Source organism: Erwinia sp. LJJL01, from assembly GCF_047300805.2.
Taxonomy (GTDB): domain Bacteria; phylum Pseudomonadota; class Gammaproteobacteria; order Enterobacterales; family Enterobacteriaceae; genus Erwinia; species Erwinia aphidicola.
Window position 1 is genome coordinate 2,713,359 of record NZ_CP178576.1, and the last position, 19,397, is coordinate 2,732,755.

At 56.5% G+C, this 19,397-nt stretch carries 17 protein-coding genes; 15 read left to right on the forward strand and 2 right to left on the reverse strand.

Annotated features, from left to right (window positions below; translation table 11 throughout):
* Position 1: 1 nt before the first annotated feature.
* Positions 2 to 1,288: a threonine synthase gene (gene thrC / locus ACLI4M_RS13430; protein WP_048914784.1), complete on the forward strand. Its 1,287-nt coding sequence runs from the start codon at positions 2 to 4 to the stop codon at positions 1,286 to 1,288.
* A 181-nt stretch (positions 1,289 to 1,469) separates the two neighbouring features.
* Here thrC and yaaA read toward each other — a convergent pair whose 3' ends face one another.
* Complete coding sequence (yaaA, locus tag ACLI4M_RS13435) at positions 1,470 to 2,246, reverse strand: peroxide stress protein YaaA (RefSeq protein ID WP_099753895.1); 777 nt, start codon at positions 2,244 to 2,246, stop codon at positions 1,470 to 1,472.
* Positions 2,247 to 2,537: 291 nt separating this feature from the next.
* On the opposite strand from yaaA, the gene tal reads away from it, so the two are divergent.
* The 8 genes from tal (at position 2,538) to ACLI4M_RS13475 (ending at position 12,958) form a co-directional block, all read left to right on the forward strand.
* Positions 2,538 to 3,491, forward strand: coding sequence for a transaldolase (tal, locus tag ACLI4M_RS13440; protein ID WP_133624581.1), 954 nt, complete (start codon positions 2,538 to 2,540; stop codon positions 3,489 to 3,491).
* Between the two features lie 166 nt (positions 3,492 to 3,657).
* Positions 3,658 to 4,245 carry a molybdopterin adenylyltransferase gene (gene mog / locus ACLI4M_RS13445; protein ID WP_133624579.1) on the forward strand — a complete coding sequence of 196 codons (588 nt, stop codon included), beginning with the start codon at positions 3,658 to 3,660 and terminating at the stop codon, positions 4,243 to 4,245.
* Positions 4,246 to 4,372: 127 nt separating this feature from the next.
* Positions 4,373 to 5,677 carry an MFS transporter gene (locus tag ACLI4M_RS13450; protein WP_099753894.1) on the forward strand — a complete coding sequence of 435 codons (1,305 nt, stop codon included), beginning with the start codon at positions 4,373 to 4,375 and terminating at the stop codon, positions 5,675 to 5,677.
* 236 nt (positions 5,678 to 5,913) lie between these two features.
* Positions 5,914 to 7,827, forward strand: coding sequence for a molecular chaperone DnaK (dnaK, locus tag ACLI4M_RS13455; RefSeq protein ID WP_048914789.1), 1,914 nt, complete (start codon positions 5,914 to 5,916; stop codon positions 7,825 to 7,827).
* 108 nt (positions 7,828 to 7,935) lie between these two features.
* A complete protein-coding gene (dnaJ, locus tag ACLI4M_RS13460; protein ID WP_133624577.1) occupies positions 7,936 to 9,078 on the forward strand; it encodes a molecular chaperone DnaJ in 1,143 nt (380 codons plus the stop codon).
* Positions 9,079 to 9,244: 166 nt separating this feature from the next.
* Positions 9,245 to 10,426 (forward strand): Na+/H+ antiporter NhaA, encoded by a 1,182-nt coding sequence (gene nhaA / locus ACLI4M_RS13465; RefSeq protein ID WP_133624575.1) that lies wholly within the window; start codon positions 9,245 to 9,247, stop codon positions 10,424 to 10,426.
* Between the two features lie 15 nt (positions 10,427 to 10,441).
* Positions 10,442 to 11,338: a transcriptional activator NhaR gene (nhaR, locus tag ACLI4M_RS13470; protein ID WP_133624573.1), complete on the forward strand. Its 897-nt coding sequence runs from the start codon at positions 10,442 to 10,444 to the stop codon at positions 11,336 to 11,338.
* Between the two features lie 264 nt (positions 11,339 to 11,602).
* A complete protein-coding gene (locus tag ACLI4M_RS13475; protein WP_208864894.1) occupies positions 11,603 to 12,958 on the forward strand; it encodes a hypothetical protein in 1,356 nt (451 codons plus the stop codon).
* Between the two features lie 76 nt (positions 12,959 to 13,034).
* Here ACLI4M_RS13475 and rpsT read toward each other — a convergent pair whose 3' ends face one another.
* On the reverse strand, positions 13,035 to 13,298 hold the full coding sequence (rpsT, locus tag ACLI4M_RS13480) for a 30S ribosomal protein S20 (protein ID WP_048914793.1): 264 nt from the start codon (positions 13,296 to 13,298) through the stop codon (positions 13,035 to 13,037).
* 49 nt (positions 13,299 to 13,347) lie between these two features.
* Between rpsT and ACLI4M_RS13485 the strand changes: the two genes are divergently transcribed.
* The 6 genes from ACLI4M_RS13485 to ispH all read left to right on the forward strand — a co-directional run bounded on the left by ACLI4M_RS13485 (position 13,348) and on the right by ispH (position 19,320).
* Entirely contained in the window at positions 13,348 to 13,539 is a 192-nt protein-coding gene (locus ACLI4M_RS13485; protein ID WP_099753893.1) for a hypothetical protein, read from the forward strand.
* Positions 13,540 to 13,614: 75 nt separating this feature from the next.
* Entirely contained in the window at positions 13,615 to 14,553 is a 939-nt protein-coding gene (gene ribF, locus ACLI4M_RS13490; RefSeq protein ID WP_048914794.1) for a bifunctional riboflavin kinase/FAD synthetase, read from the forward strand.
* A 36-nt stretch (positions 14,554 to 14,589) separates the two neighbouring features.
* Positions 14,590 to 17,406: an isoleucine--tRNA ligase gene (ileS, locus tag ACLI4M_RS13495; protein WP_133624571.1), complete on the forward strand. Its 2,817-nt coding sequence runs from the start codon at positions 14,590 to 14,592 to the stop codon at positions 17,404 to 17,406.
* Positions 17,403 to 17,912 carry a signal peptidase II gene (gene lspA / locus ACLI4M_RS13500; protein ID WP_099753891.1) on the forward strand — a complete coding sequence of 170 codons (510 nt, stop codon included), beginning with the start codon at positions 17,403 to 17,405 and terminating at the stop codon, positions 17,910 to 17,912. Before ileS ends, lspA begins: the two co-directional genes overlap by 4 nt.
* Before the next feature lie 3 nt (positions 17,913 to 17,915).
* Entirely contained in the window at positions 17,916 to 18,386 is a 471-nt protein-coding gene (fkpB, locus tag ACLI4M_RS13505) for an FKBP-type peptidyl-prolyl cis-trans isomerase (protein ID WP_048914797.1), read from the forward strand.
* Positions 18,367 to 19,320, forward strand: coding sequence for a 4-hydroxy-3-methylbut-2-enyl diphosphate reductase (gene ispH, locus ACLI4M_RS13510; protein ID WP_133624569.1), 954 nt, complete (start codon positions 18,367 to 18,369; stop codon positions 19,318 to 19,320). Before fkpB ends, ispH begins: the two co-directional genes overlap by 20 nt.
* The last annotated feature ends 77 nt before the right edge of the window (positions 19,321 to 19,397 follow it).

Sequence of the window (19,397 nt, forward strand, 5' to 3'; positions counted from 1 at the left end):
CATGAAACTGTACAATCTTAAGGATCACAACGAGCAGGTGAGCTTCGCACAAGCGGTGAAGCAGGGGCTGGGCACACAGCAGGGCCTGTTCTTTCCACTGGAGCTGCCTGAGTTCGAACTGACCGACATCGATGAGATGCTCGAGATGGATTTCGTGACCCGCAGCAGCAAAATTCTCTCGGCTTTTATCGGCGATGAAATTGCCCCGCACCAGCTGAACGAGCGCCTGAAAACGGCGTTTACCTTCCCGGCTCCGGTGGTGAAAGTGACTGAGGATATCTCGGCGCTGGAGCTGTTCCACGGCCCGACGCTGGCATTTAAAGACTTCGGCGGCCGCTTTATGGCGCAGATGCTCGCCTACGTTAGCGATGCCGATGAGCAGATCACCATTCTGACCGCCACCTCCGGCGACACCGGTGCAGCGGTTGCCCATGCCTTCTACGGCATGGATAACGTGCGCGTGGTGATCCTCTACCCGCAGGGCAAAATCAGCCCGCTGCAGGAGAAGCTGTTCTGCACCCTCGGTGGCAATATTGAAACGATTGCCATCGACGGCGATTTTGATGCCTGCCAGGCCCTGGTGAAACAGGCGTTTGACGATGAAGCGCTGAAAAAAGCCATTGGCCTGAACTCGGCGAATTCGATCAACATCAGCCGCCTGCTGGCGCAGATCTGCTACTACTTCGAGGCGGTCGCACAGCTGCCGCAGGAGAAGCGTAATCAGCTGGTCATCTCAGTGCCAAGCGGTAACTTCGGCGACCTGACCGCGGGCCTGCTGGCGAAATCGCTCGGCCTGCCGGTGAAGCGCTTTATCGCCGCCACCAATGCCAACGATACCGTGCCGCGCTTCCTGGAAAAGGGTGAGTGGACGCCAAACGTGACGGTTGCCACGCTGTCGAACGCGATGGATGTGTCGCAGCCAAACAACTGGCCGCGCGTGGAAGAGATTTTCCGCCGCAAAACCTGGCGCTTGCAGGATCTTGGCTACGGTGCCGTCAGTGATGAGACAACCAAAGCCACCATGCGCGAGCTGGCGGATATCGGTTACCTGTCTGAGCCACACGCGGCGATCGCTTACCGCCTGCTGCGCGATCAGCTGCAGGAAGGGGAGTTCGGTCTGTTCCTCGGCACCGCGCATCCGGCGAAGTTTAAGGAGAGCGTGGAAGCAATCCTTGAGCAGCAGCTGCCGCTGCCGGAAGCCCTGGCCGAACGCGCCGACATGGAACTGCTGTCGCATAATATGAAAGCGGACTTTGCCGATCTGCGTGCTTTTTTACTGAAAAAGTAACCTGATGCACAGGGGCTGGCCCTTATTGTGGTCAGCCCTCCCTCCTGGCACCCAAAGCTTCAGCGTAGCGGTTTAAAACCCGCAGCCAGCACGATGCTAACGGGGGGATGAGCTCAGACCGGTTAACAGACGTTTAGCGATAGCAGTCATTTCTGGGGAACCCGCAGGGGCGCCCCTGCGCTCAAACGGCTTCGTGACGTTTAAACACCAGCTCGTTGCCCTTGCTGGCATCCGCATCAAAGAAGTAGCCATCGACATCGAACGTCTTCAGCTGTGCCGGTTTACTCAGTTTATTCTCAATGATATAGCGGCTCATCAGGCCACGCGCTTTCTTGGCGTAGAAGCTGATCACCTTAAATTTGCCGTTCTTCTCATCTAAAAATACCGGTTTGATAATCTCGCCGTTCAGCAGTTTCGGCTTCACCGCTTTGAAATACTCATCCGAGGCAAGATTAATCAGCACGTTATCGCCCTGTTCCGCCAGCGCAGCGTTTAGCGCTTCAGTAAGCTTGTCGCCCCAGAAGCTGTAGAGGTCCTTACCGACCGGATTCGCCAGTTTAATCCCCATTTCCAGGCGGTACGGCATCATCAGGTCGAGCGGGCGCAGCAGGCCGTATAAGCCGGAGAGCATGCGCAGATGCTGCTGGGCAAAATCGAACTGCTTCTCGCTGAAGGTTTCGGCCTGCAGGCCGGTATAGACATCGCCTTTAAACGCGAGGATCGCCTGGCGGGCGTTGTCCGGGGTGAAATCCGGCTGCCAGTCGTTGAAGCGCTCGGCATTCAGTACGGCCAGTTTATCGCTGATATGCATCAGCGAACTGATATCGGCAGGGGAGAGCTTACGGGCGACGTTAATCAGCTTTTGTGACTCATCCAGCAGCGCGGGCTGAGTGTAGCGTTTGGTCGCCAGCGGACTTTCAAAATCCAGCGTTTTGGCCGGAGAAATTACCATCAACATGCGCGCGTCCTTTTAAAATTTTTAGTCGCTCTGATTTCGGATAACAGTGTGCAGCTATGTTAGCAAAAAAGCGCCTTCGCGTGACGAATCGCTGCTATTGGTGAAGGTTTATCACCGAATCTGGCCGTTGTTGCCCGCAGAGCATGCAGGGAAAAATGTGATTTTGTGCGCTGGCATTCTCCTGCTGTGTTACGGGGAACGGCACTGCTTGCATGGCGGGGTGCGCGTGCTATCATCCGGGACAGACATTTTCAACACCCTGACAAATCAACTTTGATGAGAATGACAACTATGACGGACAAATTATCTTCCCTGCGTCAACTCACTACCGTTGTTGCTGATACCGGCGACATTGCGGCGATGAAACTCTACAAACCTCAGGATGCCACCACTAACCCTTCTCTGATCCTCAGCGCTGCACAGATCCCGGAATACCGTAAGCTGATCGACGAAGCGGTGAGCTGGGCGCGTGAGCAGACCAGTGACAAAGAAGAGCAGATCTCCTACGCTGCCGACAAGCTGGCTGTGAACATCGGTCTGGAAATCCTCAAGCTGGTCCCTGGCCGTATCTCTACCGAAGTTGATGCGCGCCTCTCTTACGACACCGAAGGCAGCATCGCTAAAGCGCATAGCCTGATCAAACTGTATAACGATGCCGGCATCAGCAATGACCGCATCCTGATCAAGCTGGCTTCCACCTGGCAGGGCATCCGTGCCGCTGAGCAGCTGGAAAAAGAGGGCATCAACTGTAACCTGACGCTGCTGTTCTCCTTCGCCCAGGCGCGTGCTTGTGCTGAAGCTGGCGTGTTCCTGATCTCCCCGTTTGTTGGCCGTATCCTCGACTGGTACAAGGCGAACACCGATAAGAAAGAGTACGCACCTAACGAAGATCCAGGCGTGATTTCCGTGACTGAAATCTACGAATACTACAAGCAGCACGGTTACGAGACCGTGGTGATGGGCGCCAGCTTCCGTAACGTGGGCGAAATCATCGAACTGGCCGGCTGCGACCGCCTGACCATCTCTCCGGGCCTGCTGAAAGAGCTGTCTGAAACCGAAGGCACTCTGGAGCGTAAGCTCTCTTACCAGGGCGAAGTGAAAGCGCGCCCGGCTAAAATGACAGAGTCCGAGTTCCTGTGGCAGCACAACCAGGACCCAATGGCGGTCCAGAAACTGGCTGAAGGCATCCGTAACTTTGCCATCGACCAGGGCAAGCTCGATAAGATGATTGCTGACCTGCTGTAATAGCCCGCAGTCTTAAACTGTAGCGGGGTGAGCGCATTTGCCGCCTTGCTACAGTTCCCATTGTTTTGGCTATTCCTGAATTCTAATCTCTCTCCCCTCGCTATACATCCTGCTTTGCTATGGTTTATCCTTGCTTCAATCTCCCTTTATCTCACGGCAAAAACCTATGAATACACTACGCATTGGCCTGATCTCCGTTTCCGATCGTGCCGCTAATGGCATCTATCAGGATCAGGGCTTACCGGCGCTGGAAGCGTGGCTGGGGAAGGCGCTGACCACATCGTTTGAAATTGAAAAACGTCTGGTGCCCGATGAGCAGCCGATGATTGAGCAGGCGATCTGTGAACTGGTCGATGAGCTGTTCTGTCATCTGGTGCTCACCACCGGCGGCACCGGCCCGGCGCGGCGCGATGTGACGCCGGACGCGACGCTGGCGATTGCCGACCGTGAGATGCCGGGCTTTGGCGAGCAGATGCGCCAGATTAGCCTGAACTTTGTCCCGACGGCCATCCTGTCGCGTCAGGTTGGCGTGATCCGCAAGCAGTCGCTGGTCATCAACCTGCCGGGCCAGCCGAAGTCAATTACAGAGACGCTGGAAGGATTGAAAGATGAGCAGAGTAATAGCCTTGTCCACGGAATCTTTGCCAGCGTGCCTTACTGCATCCAGCTGCTGGAAGGGCCGTATATCGAGACGGACCCGCAGGTGGTAGCAGCATTTCGCCCGAAAAGCGCCCGACGCGAGACAAATAGCTAAAAATTCATTTTTTCAGGCATAAGATCCAGTGCTCGCTGCTGTGGCAGAAAATTGACGGTATAGTAAGCTCAGCTTTACAGCGGCAACGATACTGTTTTCTTCTGACTCTGGGCCATTCTGACAACATATGCAGACCGATCACGCACGCCGTCTTAACCGACAGGATTACAAAACTCTGGCGCTGGCTGCCCTTGGTGGCGCGCTGGAGTTCTACGACTTTATCATCTTCGTCTTCTTCGCTGCGGTCATCGGCGAGCTGTTCTTCCCCGCGGATATTCCCGAGTGGCTGCGCCAGCTGCAAACCTTTGGCATCTTTGCCGCCGGTTATCTGGCGCGCCCGCTGGGCGGGCTTATCATGGCGCATTTTGGCGACAGTAAAGGGCGCAAGAAGATGTTCAGCCTGAGCATTTTACTGATGGCCCTGCCGACGCTGGCCATGGGCCTGCTGCCGACTTATGACGCTATTGGCATTACTGCACCGCTGTTACTGCTGCTGCTGCGCGTATTGCAGGGGGCGGCGATAGGCGGAGAAGTGCCGGGCGCCTGGGTGTTCGTTGCCGAACACGTGCCGGAAAAACGCATCGGCTTCGCCTGCGGCACGCTGACCGCCGGGCTGACCTTCGGCATCTTACTGGGTTCGCTGGTGGCAACGCTGATTACCACGACCATGAGCCAGCAAAGCATCCATGATACCGGCTGGCGCATCCCATTCCTGCTGGGCGGCGGGTTTGGACTGCTGGCGATGTATCTGCGCCGCTGGCTGCATGAAACGCCGGTGTTTACCCGGATGCAGCAGCGCAAAGCGCTGTCGAGCGAGCTGCCGTTGAAAACGGTGGTGCTGCGCCACACGCATGGCGTGGTGGTCTCGATGCTGCTCACGTGGCTACTGTCGGCCTGTATTGTGGTGGTATTGCTGATGGCCCCCGCGCTGCTGCAGAAACTGCACGGCCTGCCCGCGGCGCTGACGCTGCAGGCCAACAGCGTTGCCACCGTGATGCTGATCTTTGGCTGCATCATTGCCGGGGCGCTGGTCGATCGCATTGGGGCCGGCGTAACGCTGATTGTCGGCAGTGTGCTGATGGCCGCGACCAGCTATACCTTTTTCCACGTCGCGGCCACGGCACCGGCTTATCTGTTTAGCGCCTATGCGCTGGCCGGGCTGTGCGTTGGCGTGGTGGGCGTGGTGCCCTTTGTGATGGTGCGCGCCTTTCCGGCAGAGGTACGGTTTACCGGCATCTCCTTCTCTTACAATATCGCCTACGCCATTTTTGGCGGCCTGACGCCGATCGCGCTGACGCTGGTGATGAAGCTGACGCCAATGGCCCCGGCATACTACGTTCTGCTGCTGGCGGTGATTGGCGTGCTGGTCGGCTGCTGGCTGCAGCGCGATGCCGGCAGACAATCGCTGTTAAAACAGGTCAGTATTCAGTAACTCTCCCAATCGCGTCAAAAAGTGGGTCAGCTTCAGCTGGCCCACTTTTTTGCGGCAAAGTGAAAATTTTTTTACCTTCCCCCCTTGATGCCGCGCTGCGCGGCCCCATCTTATTTGGCATCCGAGGCTACGGACCTGGAAAAAAAGCGCAGGGCGAGCAGTTGAAACTGTAAAAAATGCCCGCATTTATTGGTTCATAACCTGATTTGACATGAATTTAAGTGGGAGACGTTTCAATGGGTAAGATTATTGGTATTGACCTGGGCACAACTAACTCTTGTGTAGCTATCATGGATGGCGGCAAAGCGCGTGTACTGGAGAATGCAGAAGGCGATCGCACTACGCCATCGATCATCGCTTACACTCAGGATGGTGAAACACTGGTCGGTCAGCCTGCTAAACGTCAGGCGGTGACTAACCCGCAGAATACCCTGTTTGCGATTAAGCGCCTGATTGGCCGTCGCTTCCAGGACGAAGAAGTACAGCGTGATATTAAAATCATGCCGTTCAAAATCGTCGGCGCTGATAATGGCGACGCATGGCTTGACGTGAAAGGCCAGCGTGTTGCACCTCCGCAGATCTCTGCTGAAGTGCTGAAGAAAATGAAGAAAACGGCGGAAGATTACCTGGGCGAGCCAGTGACTGAAGCGGTTATCACTGTACCGGCTTACTTCAACGATGCGCAGCGTCAGGCAACGAAAGATGCCGGTCGTATCGCCGGTCTGGAAGTAAAACGTATCATCAACGAACCAACCGCTGCGGCACTGGCCTACGGTCTGGATAAAGGTCAGGGCAACCGCACTATCGCGGTATATGACCTGGGTGGTGGTACTTTCGATATCTCTATTATCGAAATCGACGAAGTTGACGGCGAAAAAACCTTCGAAGTTCTGGCAACCAACGGTGATACCCACCTGGGTGGTGAAGACTTCGACAGCCGTATGATCAACTATCTGGTGGCTGAATTTAAGAAAGATCAGGGCATCGATCTGCACAACGATCCGCTGGCAATGCAGCGTCTGAAAGAAGCCGCAGAGAAAGCGAAAATTGAGCTCTCTTCTGCACAGCAGACCGACGTGAACCTGCCGTACATCACCGCTGATGCAACAGGTCCTAAGCACCTGAACATCAAAGTGACCCGTGCGAAGCTGGAATCACTGGTAGAAGACCTGGTTGCACGCTCTATCGAGCCGCTGAAAGTGGCTCTGCAGGATGCTGGCCTGTCGGTTTCTGACATCAACGACGTGATCCTGGTCGGTGGTCAGACGCGTATGCCAATGGTGCAGGCGAAGGTTGCTGAGTTCTTTGGTAAAGAGCCACGTAAAGACGTTAACCCGGACGAAGCGGTTGCTGTAGGTGCTGCGGTTCAGGGCGGCGTGCTGGCCGGTGAAGTGAAAGACGTTCTGCTGCTGGACGTTACCCCGCTGTCGCTGGGTATCGAAACCATGGGCGGCGTGATGACTTCACTGATCGCTAAGAACACCACCATCCCAACTAAGCACAGCCAGGTGTTCTCTACCGCTGAAGACAACCAGTCTGCGGTAACCATTCACGTGGTGCAGGGTGAGCGTAAGCGTGCAGCGGATAACAAATCGCTGGGCCAGTTCAACCTCGACGGTATTCAGGCGGCGCCGCGCGGTATGCCACAGATCGAAGTGACCTTCGACATCGATGCTGACGGTATTCTGCACGTGTCTGCAAAAGACAAAAATAGCGGTAAAGAGCAGAAGATCACCATCAAAGCCTCTTCCGGTCTGAATGACGAAGAGATCGAAAAAATGGTGCGTGATGCCGAAGCTAACGCTGAGTCTGACCGTAAGTTCGAAGAGCTGGTACAGACCCGTAACCAGGGTGACCAGGTCTCGCACAGCACGCGTAAGCAGCTGGACGAAGCGGGCGACAAACTGCCAGCAGACGACAAAGCGCCAATCGAAGCCGCACTGGCTGAGCTGAACACCGCGCTGAAAGGCGAGGACAAAGCGGAAATCGAAGCCAAAATGCAGGCTCTGATGGAAGTGTCCGGCAAGCTGATGGAGTTCGCCCAGCAGCAGCAGGCCGCTGGCGGCGCAGCTGATGCCACCGACGGTGCGAAGAAAGACGATGATGTTGTCGACGCTGAATTCGAAGAAGTGAAAGACAACAAAAAATAATCGCCCTTGAGCGGGCACGGTGGCAGTCATTGCCACCGGTGATAACCAGCACGGGCGTTGGAGAAATCCTACGCCCGTGCACGCATGTTAAGGGCAGGAACAACAACAATGGCGAAAAGAGACTATTACGAGGTTTTAGGCGTATCCAAATCTGCGGATGAGCGTGAGATCAAAAAGGCTTACAAACGCCTGGCAATGAAATTCCACCCTGACCGCAACCAGGGCGAAGGTGCCGAAGAGCAGTTTAAAGAGGTAAAAGAAGCCTACGAAATTCTGACCGATGCGCAGAAACGTGCGGCTTACGATCAGTACGGCCATGCAGCCTTTGAACAGGGTGGTGGCGGCGGTGGCTACGGCGGCGGCTTTGGCGGCGGCGGTGGTGCTGACTTCAGCGATATCTTTGGCGACGTATTCGGCGATATCTTTGGCGGAGGCCGCCGTCAGCAGCGCGCCGCTCGCGGTGCTGATTTACGCTACAACATGGAGCTGTCGCTGGAAGAAGCGGTACGCGGCGTGACCAAAGAGATCCGCATTCCAACCCTGGAAGAGTGTGACGTTTGCCACGGTAGCGGCGCGAAAGCGGGGACGAAACCGCAAACCTGCCAGACCTGTCACGGGGCAGGCCAGGTACAGATGCGCCAGGGCTTCTTTACCGTGCAGCAGGCGTGTCCAACCTGTCACGGCCGCGGTTCGGTGATTAAAGATCCGTGCAACGCCTGCCACGGTCATGGCCGGGTTGAGAAGTCGAAAACCCTGTCGGTAAAAATCCCGGCCGGTGTGGATACCGGCGACCGCATCCGCCTGACCGGCGAAGGCGAAGCGGGTGAGCAGGGTGCGCCAGCGGGCGATCTCTACGTTCAGGTGCAGGTGCGTAAGCACAACATCTTCGAGCGAGAAGAGAACAACCTGTATTGCGAAGTGCCAATCAACTTTGTGATGGCCGCACTGGGCGGTGAAATTGAAGTGCCGACCCTTGATGGCCGCGTCAAGCTGAAGGTGCCTGCGGAAACGCAGACCGGCAAGCTGTTCCGCATGCGTGGTAAAGGTGTGAAATCGGTGCGCGGTGGTGCTCAGGGTGACCTGCTGTGCCGCGTGGTGGTCGAAACCCCGGTCAGCCTGAACGAGAAACAGAAAGCGCTGCTGCGTGAACTGGAAGAGAGCTTTGGCGGTCCTTCCGGCGAACATAACAGCCCGCGTTCTAAAAGTTTCTTCGACGGCGTGAAGAAATTCTTCGACGATTTAACCCGCTAATCTGCCAGCCTCAGGGCCGATCGATATAAAAAGATCGGCCCTTATCCCTTAATCCTCGTAAATACCGAACCTTTCGCGCTGTATAAACTGTTTTTTTCGAGCGGTTTAACGGCGTATGCTATCCGCTATCTGATTGACAACATCTGGATATTCAGCGGAGTCTGTAATGAATCTCTTTCTCAAAAAACTGTTAAAAAATGACGCCACCGGCGGCGTGGTGCTGATCGTTGCTGCGGCAGTGGCGATGTTTCTCGCCAATAACGCCAGCACGCAGCAGGCTTACCAGGCCATTCTGGCCATGCCGGTGCAGTTCCGCTTCGGCGCGCTGGACATCAATAAAGACCTGCTGCTGTGGATCAACGATGCCCTGATGGCGCTGTTCTTCCTGATGATCGGTCTGGAAGTGAAGCGCGAGCTGTTGATGGGCTCGCTGAAAGGGCGTGAGAAAGCGATGTTCCCGCTGATTGCCGCCCTGGGCGGCATGGTAGCCCCAGGGTTGATTTATGCGGCGCTGAACCACAGCGATGAGCTGGCGATCCACGGTTGGGCAATCCCGGCCGCGACGGATATCGCTTTCGCGCTGGGTATCCTCGCCCTGCTGGGCAGCCGCGTACCTCCGGCGCTGAAAATGTTCCTGATGGCGCTGGCGGTGATCGATGACCTTGGCGCCATTGTGATTATCGCCTTCTTCTATACCCACGATTTATCGCTGGTCTCACTCGGCGTCGCGGCGGCGTCGATCGCGGTGCTGGTGATACTCAACCTGTGCGGCGTGCGGAAAACTTCGGTGTATCTGCTGGTCGGCATGGTGCTGTGGGTGGCGGTGCTGAAGTCGGGTGTGCACGCTACGCTGGCCGGTGTGATTGTCGGGCTGTTAATCCCGCTGAAAAAGCAGGATGGGCATTCACCTTCTATCGAGCTGGAACACGGCCTGCACCCGTGGGTCAGCTGGCTGATCCTGCCGCTGTTCGCCTTTGCTAATGCCGGTGTTTCACTGACTGGCGTCTCCATTGACGGCCTGTTCTCGATGGTACCGCTGGGGATTATCCTTGGTCTGCTGGTCGGTAAGCCGCTGGGGATCACGCTGATTTGCTGGCTGTCGGTGAAGTTAAAAATTGCGGCGCTGCCGGAAAATACCAAGATGGTGGATATTGCCGCGGTGGGTGTGCTGTGTGGGATTGGCTTTACCATGTCGATCTTTATCGCCTCGCTGGCGTTTGACGCCGCACATGAAGAGATGGTGACGCTGGCCAAGCTGGGCATTCTTAGCGGGTCGGTGCTGTCGGCGGTACTGGGCTATGTGCTGCTGTACTTCAAACTGCGCCCAGCCCCGCAGAAGCACGCTTAACGGTTTGGCCCAGCTATGGCGCAGATGAACTACAACCACCTCTACTATTTCTGGCAGGTGTGTAAAACCGGCTCGGTGGCGGGCGCGGCGGAGGTTCTCAACCTCACTTCGCAGACCGTCACCGGCCAGCTAAAAACGCTGGAAGAGCGCCTGCAGGGTAAGCTGTTCAAGCGCCAGGGGCGGGGGCTGGTGCCGTCGGAGCTGGGCCAGCTGGTGTTTCGCTATGCTGACCGCATGTTTACGCTTAGCCATGAGATGCTGGATATCGTCAACTACCGCAAGGAGGCTAACCTGCTGTTCGACGTGGGCGTGGCGGATGCGCTCTCCAAGCGGCTGGTGAGTAAAGTGCTGGAAACGGCGGTGGTGGCGGAAGAGCCGATCCATCTGCGCTGTTTTGAATCGACCCATGAACTGCTGCTGGAGCAGCTCAGCCAGCATAAGCTGGATATGATCCTCTCCGACTGCCCGGTCGACTCCTCGCAGCAGGAAGGGCTGTTCTCGGTAAAACTCGGCGAGTGCAGCGTCAGCTTCTGGTGCCACGCGCCGCTGCCGGAAACGGCATTTCCGCACTGCCTCAGCACGCGCAAGCTGCTGATCCCCGGGCGGCGTTCAATGCTCGGCCGCAAGCTGCTCAACTGGTTTCAAACGCAGGGGCTGGAGGTGGATATCCTTGGCGAGTTTGACGATGCCGCCCTGATGAAAGCCTTTGGCGCGGCGAACCGGGCGATCTTTGTTGCGCCAACGCTGTACGGGCAGGAGAGTTTTCAGCACGAGGGAATTGTTGAACTGGGGCGGCTTGATACGGTAATGGAAGAGTACCATGTTATTTTTGCCGAGCGGATGATCCAGCATCCGGCGGTGCAGCGTATTTGCAATAAAGATTTTTCTCAGCTTTTTACCCAGCCCGATTAATATTCAGGCGGCAATCACTCCTTCGCTAATAATAAGCCTGCTCTTTTATTTCACTGCCATTAATTACTGGAATCAGGCGACTTTTCTGCGGGTAAATAATAGCGAAATTCTCAAATTAATCCCGGCTATTTACCGCGCTATCATCCTTGAATACTCTGTTACGTGAAGTTAACTGAACCTGCTCAGGTTTATTTTTCACTATATTTGAATGACATTCCCGGCGGAACGCTGTTTCTGCCGAGGGATGCGTTCGGGAGAGTCGCCTTGGAAGAGACCAACAATACGCTGCCAGAAGCGGGCAGCGCGGCGCTGCTCCCCATTCCCGCGCTGGCCAGCCACAAAAGTCGTCGGCTAGTGCTCAGCCACTATCAGTATTTGTTCCTGCTGGTCGCGCTGGTGAACCTCAGTCTGTTCAGCTATGGATTAACGGGTGGGCACTGGTGGTCAGAAAAAGGCATTCATCTGATTGAAATCGGCAACATGGTTATTATTAATCTGACGGTGGCGGTGCTTATTCGTCAGCAATATATCATCAACTTTTTATTTCGTCTGGTCTGGCATACCCCGCTGCACTGGCCCTTATCAGTACGCAGGCAGCTGGCGAAAGTGTATCATTTTGGCGGTCTGCACTCCGGCTGTGCACTGTTTGCCTGCCTGTGGCTGATGGTTTTCAGCGCGGCGGTCTATTACCATCACTGCCACGCGCTGCCCAATGCTTCCCTGATGCTGCTGACGGTCACGGCGATGCTGGCCGCGCTGCTGCTGACCATTGTGATTCTGGCGCTGCCGGCTGTGCGTGCGCGCTACCATAATCTGTTTGAGCATGCCCACCGCTACGTTGGCTGGCTGGCCCTGCTGCTGTCATGGCTACAGGTAACCTGCTTTATTCGCGACTGCCACGGCGGGCAGTGGTCATGGCAGGCGTTGATTGAAACACCCGCATTCTGGGCACTGCTGACCATCACCGCCAGCATCATCCTGCCCTGGCTGCGCCTGCGTAAAGTTGCGGTGCAGGTTGAGCGCCCTTCATCGCACGCGGCCATCGTCACTTTCTCGCTGCCGCGGGATCCTTTCCCCGGCTCGTCATTTGCGATTAGTCGGGCGCCGCTGGATGAGTGGCACGCCTTTGCCAACATTCCCCTCGGCAGCGGGTCGGGCTGCCGCATGCTGATCTCGCGCGCCGGTGACTGGACCGGGCGCTTTATCGACTCGCCGCCGGATCACGTGTGGTTTAAAGGTTTGCCGACGCCGGGCGTGGGCAGCGTAGGAAAAATTTTTCACTCAGTGGTGTACGTTGCCACCGGCAGCGGCATTGGCCCGCTGCTGCCGCATCTGATGGCGCCAGGCAAACCCCGGCGCTTAATCTGGTCGACGCGTAATCCGCGTCTGACCTACGGCGACAGTTTTGTGGATGAAATCATTCGCCTTCAGCCCGACGTGCTGATCTGGGATACCGATGCACACGGTAAACATGATTTGCTGCAGTTGGCGTTACAGAAGGTAGAAGAGAGCGGGGCGGAGGCGGTGATCTGCATCGCTAATCGTAAGCTGACGGACTATGTTGTCGGGGGCTGTGAGGCGCGCAGGGTGGCGGCCTATGGCGCGATTTGGGATTCCTGAGCGGTTTGCCAAATTTTGGGCATAAAAAAACCGGCCAGGCCGGTTTCTTTATCAAAGCTCGATTAACACGCTGACATTAAGCCAGTTTGCTGATCTGTGCAGCCAGGTTAGCTTTATGGCGTGCAGCTTTGTTCTTGTGGATCAGGCCTTTAGCTGCCTGACGGTCCACAATTGGTTGCATATCGTTAAATGCGTTCTGCGCAGCTGCTTTATCGCCAGTAGCGATTGCCGCGTAAACTTTCTTGATAAAAGTACGCAGCATTGAACGACGGCTAGCGTTGTGCTTACGACGCTTCTCAGACGTTACAGCGCGTTTCTTAGCTGATTTGATATTAGCCAAGGTCCAACTCCCAAATAGTTCTATGAGGACAATTCAAAGGCCGAGGAATATGCCCTTTTCGCCTTCGGTTGTCAATGGATTTGTGCAAATAAGCGCCGATGAAACAATGGCACTTGGTTACGTTTCGATGGCGCAAGATTCTATCAGCTTCGGCATGGCGAATACAGCTCAATCACAAGAAAAATATCAATACGCTCAGGATCAGCACCATACAGAACGAAATGGCGCGGGTATAGCATGAAAGTGATGAATCGCGGGTTAACCTTCCTGGCTGTACAAGGTATAATCCGCCGATTTCCACAAATTTGAGCCAGCCATGAAGTTTATCCGCGGCATACATAACCTTAGAGAGCAGCATCGCGGCTGCGTACTGACCATCGGCAACTTCGATGGCGTACATCGCGGCCATCAGGCGCTGCTGGCACAACTGTGCGAAGAGGGGCGTCAGCGCAACTTGCCGGTAATGGTAATGCTGTTTGAACCTCAACCGCTGGAGCTGTTTGCAGCGGATAAAGCCCCGGCACGCCTGACGCGCCTGCGCGAGAAAGTGCGCTACCTCCAGCAGGCGGGCGTTGATGCCGTGCTGTGCGTGCGCTTTGACCGCCGCTTTGCTGCCCATACGGCACAAAGTTTTGTCACCGACCTGCTGGTCGATAAGTTGGATGTAAAGTTCCTGGCCGTCGGAGATGATTTCCGCTTTGGCGCTGGTCGCCAGGGTGATTTCCTGTTATTACAGAAGGCTGGCGTCGAGTATGGCTTTGATGTCATCAGTACCCAGACCTTTTGCGATGATGGTAAGCGCATCAGCAGTACTGCAATTCGCCAGGCGCTGTCAGATGACAATCTGGCACTGGCTAACGTCCTGCTGGGGCGTCCCTTCAGCATTTCAGGCCGTGTCGTGCATGGCGATGCGCTGGGCCGCACCATCGGTTTTCCTACCGCTAATCTGCCGCTTAAGCGCACGGTCTCCCCGGTGAAAGGGGTGTATGCCGTTGAAGTGCTGGGGCTGGGGGATAAACCGCTTCCCGGCGTGGCCAATATCGGCACGCGTCCCACGATAGGCGGGCTACGTCAGCAGCTGGAAGTGCACCTGCTGGACGTATCGATGGACCTGTACGGGCGCCATATTGAAGTGGTGCTGCGTGACAAACTGCGTAACGAGCAGCGTTTTGCCTCGTTTGACGCGCTGAAAGAACAAATTGCTAACGATGTGCTCACTGCCCGCCGCTTTTTTGGGCTGAACGCATCGGTTTAAGTGTAAACAGAACCGACATACGGAACCGAGAATCTGATGAGTGACTATAAATCTACCCTGAATTTGCCGGAAACGGGGTTCCCAATGCGTGGCGATCTGGCCAAACGCGAACCGGGCATGCTGCAACGTTGGTATGATGACAAGCTGTACGGCATCATCCGCGAAGCCAAAAAAGGGAAAAAAACCTTTATCCTGCACGATGGCCCTCCTTACGCCAACGGCAGTATTCATATTGGTCACTCGGTTAACAAGATTCTGAAAGACATTATCGTTAAGTCGAAAGGCATGGCGGGCTATGACTCCCCTTATGTTCCCGGCTGGGACTGCCATGGTCTGCCTATCGAGCACAAAGTTGAGCAGATGATCGGTAAGCCGGGCGAGAAAGTCAGCGCCGCTGAGTTCCGCGCTGCCTGCCGTGCCTATGCCGCAGAGCAGGTTGAAGGGCAGAAAGCCGACTTCATCCGTCTTGGCGTGCTGGGTGACTGGGATCGCCCATACCTGACGATGAACTTCCAAACCGAAGCGAACATCATCCGTGCGCTGGGTAAAATTATCGGTAACGGCCATCTGCACAAAGGCGCTAAGCCGGTGCACTGGTGCCTGGACTGCCGCTCCGCGCTGGCGGAAGCGGAAGTGGAGTATTACGACAAAACTTCACCGTCTATCGACGTGATGTTTAACGCCGTTGATAAAGACGCGGTTGCCGCCAAATTTGGCGCTGCTGCGGTCAATGGCCCGATTGCCCTGGTGATCTGGACCACCACCCCGTGGACCATGCCGGCCAACCGCGCTATCTCTCTGCACCCTGAGTTTGACTATCAGCTGGTACAGATCGACGGTCGTGCGCTGATCCTGGCGAAAGACCTGGTCGATAGCGTCATGAAGCGTGCAGGTGTTGCCGAGTGGAACGTGCTGGGCGAAGTGAAAGGCGCCGAGCTGGAGCTGATGGGCTTCCAGCACCCGTTCCTCGGCCACGTTTCCCCGGTGGTGTTGGGTGAGCACGTGACGCTGGATGCGGGTACCGGTGCGGTACATACGGCGCCAGGCCACGGCCCGGATGACTTTGTCATCGGGCAGAAATACGGTATCGAAGTCGCTAATCCGGTCGGCCCGGACGGCAGCTTCCTGCCGGGCACTTACCCTGGCCTTGATGGGGTTAACGTCTTTAAAGCCAACGACCTGATTGTTGAGCTGCTGCGTGAAAAGGGTGCGCTGCTGCATGTGGAAAAACTGCATCACAGCTACCCACACTGCTGGCGCCACAAGACCCCGATCATCTTCCGTGCTACCCCGCAGTGGTTTATCAGCATGGATCAGAAAGGCCTGCGTGCGCAGTCGCTGAAAGAGATTAAAGGCGTGCAGTGGATCCCAGACTGGGGCCAGGCGCGTATCGAGTCGATGGTCGCCAACCGTCCAGACTGGTGCATCTCGCGTCAGCGTACCTGGGGCGTGCCGATGTCGCTGTTTGTGCATAAAGACACCGAGCAGCTGCACCCGGACTCGCTGGCGCTGATGGAGAAAGTCGCGAAGCGGGTTGAGCAGGACGGCATTCAGGCGTGGTGGGACCTCGATCCGCGCGATCTGATGGGCGCCGACGCCGATCACTACGTCAAAGTGCAGGATACGCTGGACGTGTGGTTCGACTCCGGTTCAACCAGCTACTCGGTAGTGGATGCTCGCCCAGAGTTTGGTGGCCATACCCCGGACATGTATCTGGAAGGTTCTGACCAGCACCGCGGCTGGTTTATGTCCTCGCTGATGATCTCCACCGCGATGAAGGGCAAAGCGCCTTATCGCCAGGTACTGACCCACGGCTTCACCGTTGACGGCCAGGGCCGCAAGATGTCCAAATCGCTGGGCAACACCGTGAGCCCGCAGGATGTGATGAACAAGCTCGGCGCTGACATTCTGCGCCTGTGGGTAGCATCCACCGACTACTCCGGCGAGATCGCGGTGTCCGACGAGATCCTCAAGCGCTCTGCCGACAGCTATCGCCGTATCCGTAACACTGCGCGCTTCCTGCTGGCCAACCTCGCGGGCTTCAACCCGGAAACCGACATGGTGAAACCGGAAGAAATGGTGGTGGTTGACCGCTGGGCAGTTGGCCGTGCGCTGGCAGCACAGAACGACATCGTTGCCTCCTATGAAGCGTATGACTTCCATGAAGTGGTCCAGCGCCTGATGCAGTTCTGCTCGGTCGAAATGGGCTCCTTCTACCTGGATATCATTAAAGATCGCCAGTACACCGCCAAAGCCGATGGCCTGGCGCGCCGCAGCTGCCAGACCGCGCTGTGGTACATCGTGGAAGCGCTGGTGCGCTGGATGGCGCCGATCATGTCCTTCACTGCGGATGAGATCTGGGGCTACCTGCCGGGTAAACGCAGCCAGTATGTGTTCACCGAAGAGTGGTTCGACGGGCTGTTCAGCCTGGCGGATAACGAACCGATGAACGATGCCTACTGGGCGGAGCTGCTGAAAGTGCGCGGCGAAGTGAACAAGGTGATCGAGCAGGCGCGTGCCGATAAGCGTATCGGCGGCTCGCTGGAAGCCAGCGTCACGCTGTATGCCGATGCCGCGCTGGCTGCTAAGTTGACCAGCCTGGGCGAAGAGCTGCGCTTTGTGCTGCTGACCTCCGGTGCGCAGGTAGCGGATTACGCGCTGGCAACGGATGAAGCGCAGCAGAGCGACGTGGTGAAAGGTCTGAAAATTGCCCTGCATAAAGCAGAAGGCGAGAAATGCCCACGCTGCTGGCATTACACTAGCGATATCGGCCAGAACGCTGAACACGCTGACGTCTGTGGCCGCTGTGCCTCTAACGTCGCGGGCAGCGGCGAACAGCGTAAGTTTGCATGATGAAAAGACCTGTTCTCTCAAGCGGATTACGCTGGCTGTGGCTGGTATTGGTGGTGATTGGCATCGATTTCGCCAGTAAGCAGTGGATTATGAATAATCTGATGCTGCACGAATCGATGTCCGTGATGCCGTTCTTCAACTTCTTTTATGCTCACAACTACGGCGCGGCGTTCAGCTTCCTCGCCGATAAAGGTGGCTGGCAGCGCTGGTTCTTCGCCGGAATTGCCATTGCCATTGTGGTGGTGCTGCTGGTGATGATGTACCGCACGGCGGCGAGCAATAAACTGAATAACATCGCCTATGCGCTGATTGTCGGTGGCGCATTGGGCAACCTGTTCGACAGGGCATATCATGGCTTTGTGGTGGATTTTATCGACTTCTACGTCGGTGACTGGCACTTCGCCACGTTTAATATTGCCGACTGCGGTATCTGTATTGGTGCCGCGCTGATCGTGCTGGAAGGGTTTATCACCCCGGCCAGCAAGCAGGCTAAGAATAAAGGGTAAGGCATGACTGATTCTGTACAGCATGACAGCGCAGTGCTGGTGCATTTCACCTTAAAGCTGGCGGATGGTTCCACGGCGGAGTCAACGCGCAGCAACGGTAAGCCTGCGCTGTTTTGCCTCGGCGATGGCAGCCTGTCAGAGGGGCTGGAAAGCCATCTGCTGGGCCTGCCGGTTGGCGGGAAAGCGGCGTTCGCGCTGGAAGCGGCCGACGCGTTTGGCGGTATCAGCCCGGATCTGGTGCAGTACTTCTCGCGCCGCGATTTTGTCGAGGCCGGGGAGCCGGAAATCGGCGCCATCATGCTGTTCAGCGGCATGGACGGTAACGAAATGCCGGGGGTGATCCGCGAGATCTCCGGGGATTCCATTACCGTGGATTTCAACCACCCGCTGGCCGGGCAGACCATTCACTTTGACGTAGAAGTGCTGGAGATTGATCCGGTACTGGAGACCAGCAATGCAGATCCTGTTGGCTAACCCGCGCGGTTTCTGCGCAGGCGTTGATCGTGCTATCAGTATTGTCGAGCGAGCGCTGGAAATGTACGGTGCGCCGATCTACGTGCGTCACGAAGTGGTGCATAACCGTTACGTGGTGAACAGCCTGCGCGAGCGCGGGGCGATCTTTATTGAAGATATCGGTGAAGTGCCGGACGCGTCGATCCTGATCTTCTCTGCGCACGGGGTCTCTCAGGCGGTGCGTGCGGAAGCCAAAGCGCGCGACTTGACGATGCTGTTCGATGCCACCTGTCCGCTGGTGACCAAAGTGCATATGGAAGTGGCGCGTGCCAGCCGTAAAGGCACCGAGGCTATCCTGATTGGTCATGCCGGTCACCCGGAAGTGGAAGGCACCATGGGCCAGTACAGTAACCCGAAGGGCGGCATGTATCTGGTTGAAGCCCCTGCGGATGTCTGGAAGTTACAGGTTAAGGATGAAAATAACCTGTGCTTTATGACGCAGACCACGCTGTCGGTGGATGACACCTACGAGGTGATTGACGCCCTGCGTGAGCGCTTCCCGAAGATTGTTGGCCCGCGCAAGGACGATATCTGCTACGCCACCACCAACCGTCAGGAAGCGGTGCGCACGCTGGCACGCGATGCGGACGTGGTGCTGGTGGTGGGGTCGAAGAACTCTTCAAACTCTAACCGCCTGGCGGAGCTGGCACAGCGTGCTGGTAAGCTGGCGCGCCTGATCGACTCGGCTGATGATATTCAGGAAGAGTGGGTGCGCGGCGTCGGCTGTGTTGGCGTGACTGCCGGTGCCTCCGCGCCGGATATTCTGGTGCAGCAGGTGATCCAGCGTCTCAATGAGCTGGGCGGCGTCGATGCTGTCGAGCTGATTGGCCGTGAAGAGAATATCGTGTTTGAAGTGCCGAAAGAGCTGCGCGTTGACGTCCGTCAGGTCGACTAACCGCTAACGGGCGGACCGAAAAAGAGGGTCCGCCCCTACATTGATCGCGATTCTTCCGTAGGGGGCGACCTTGTTTT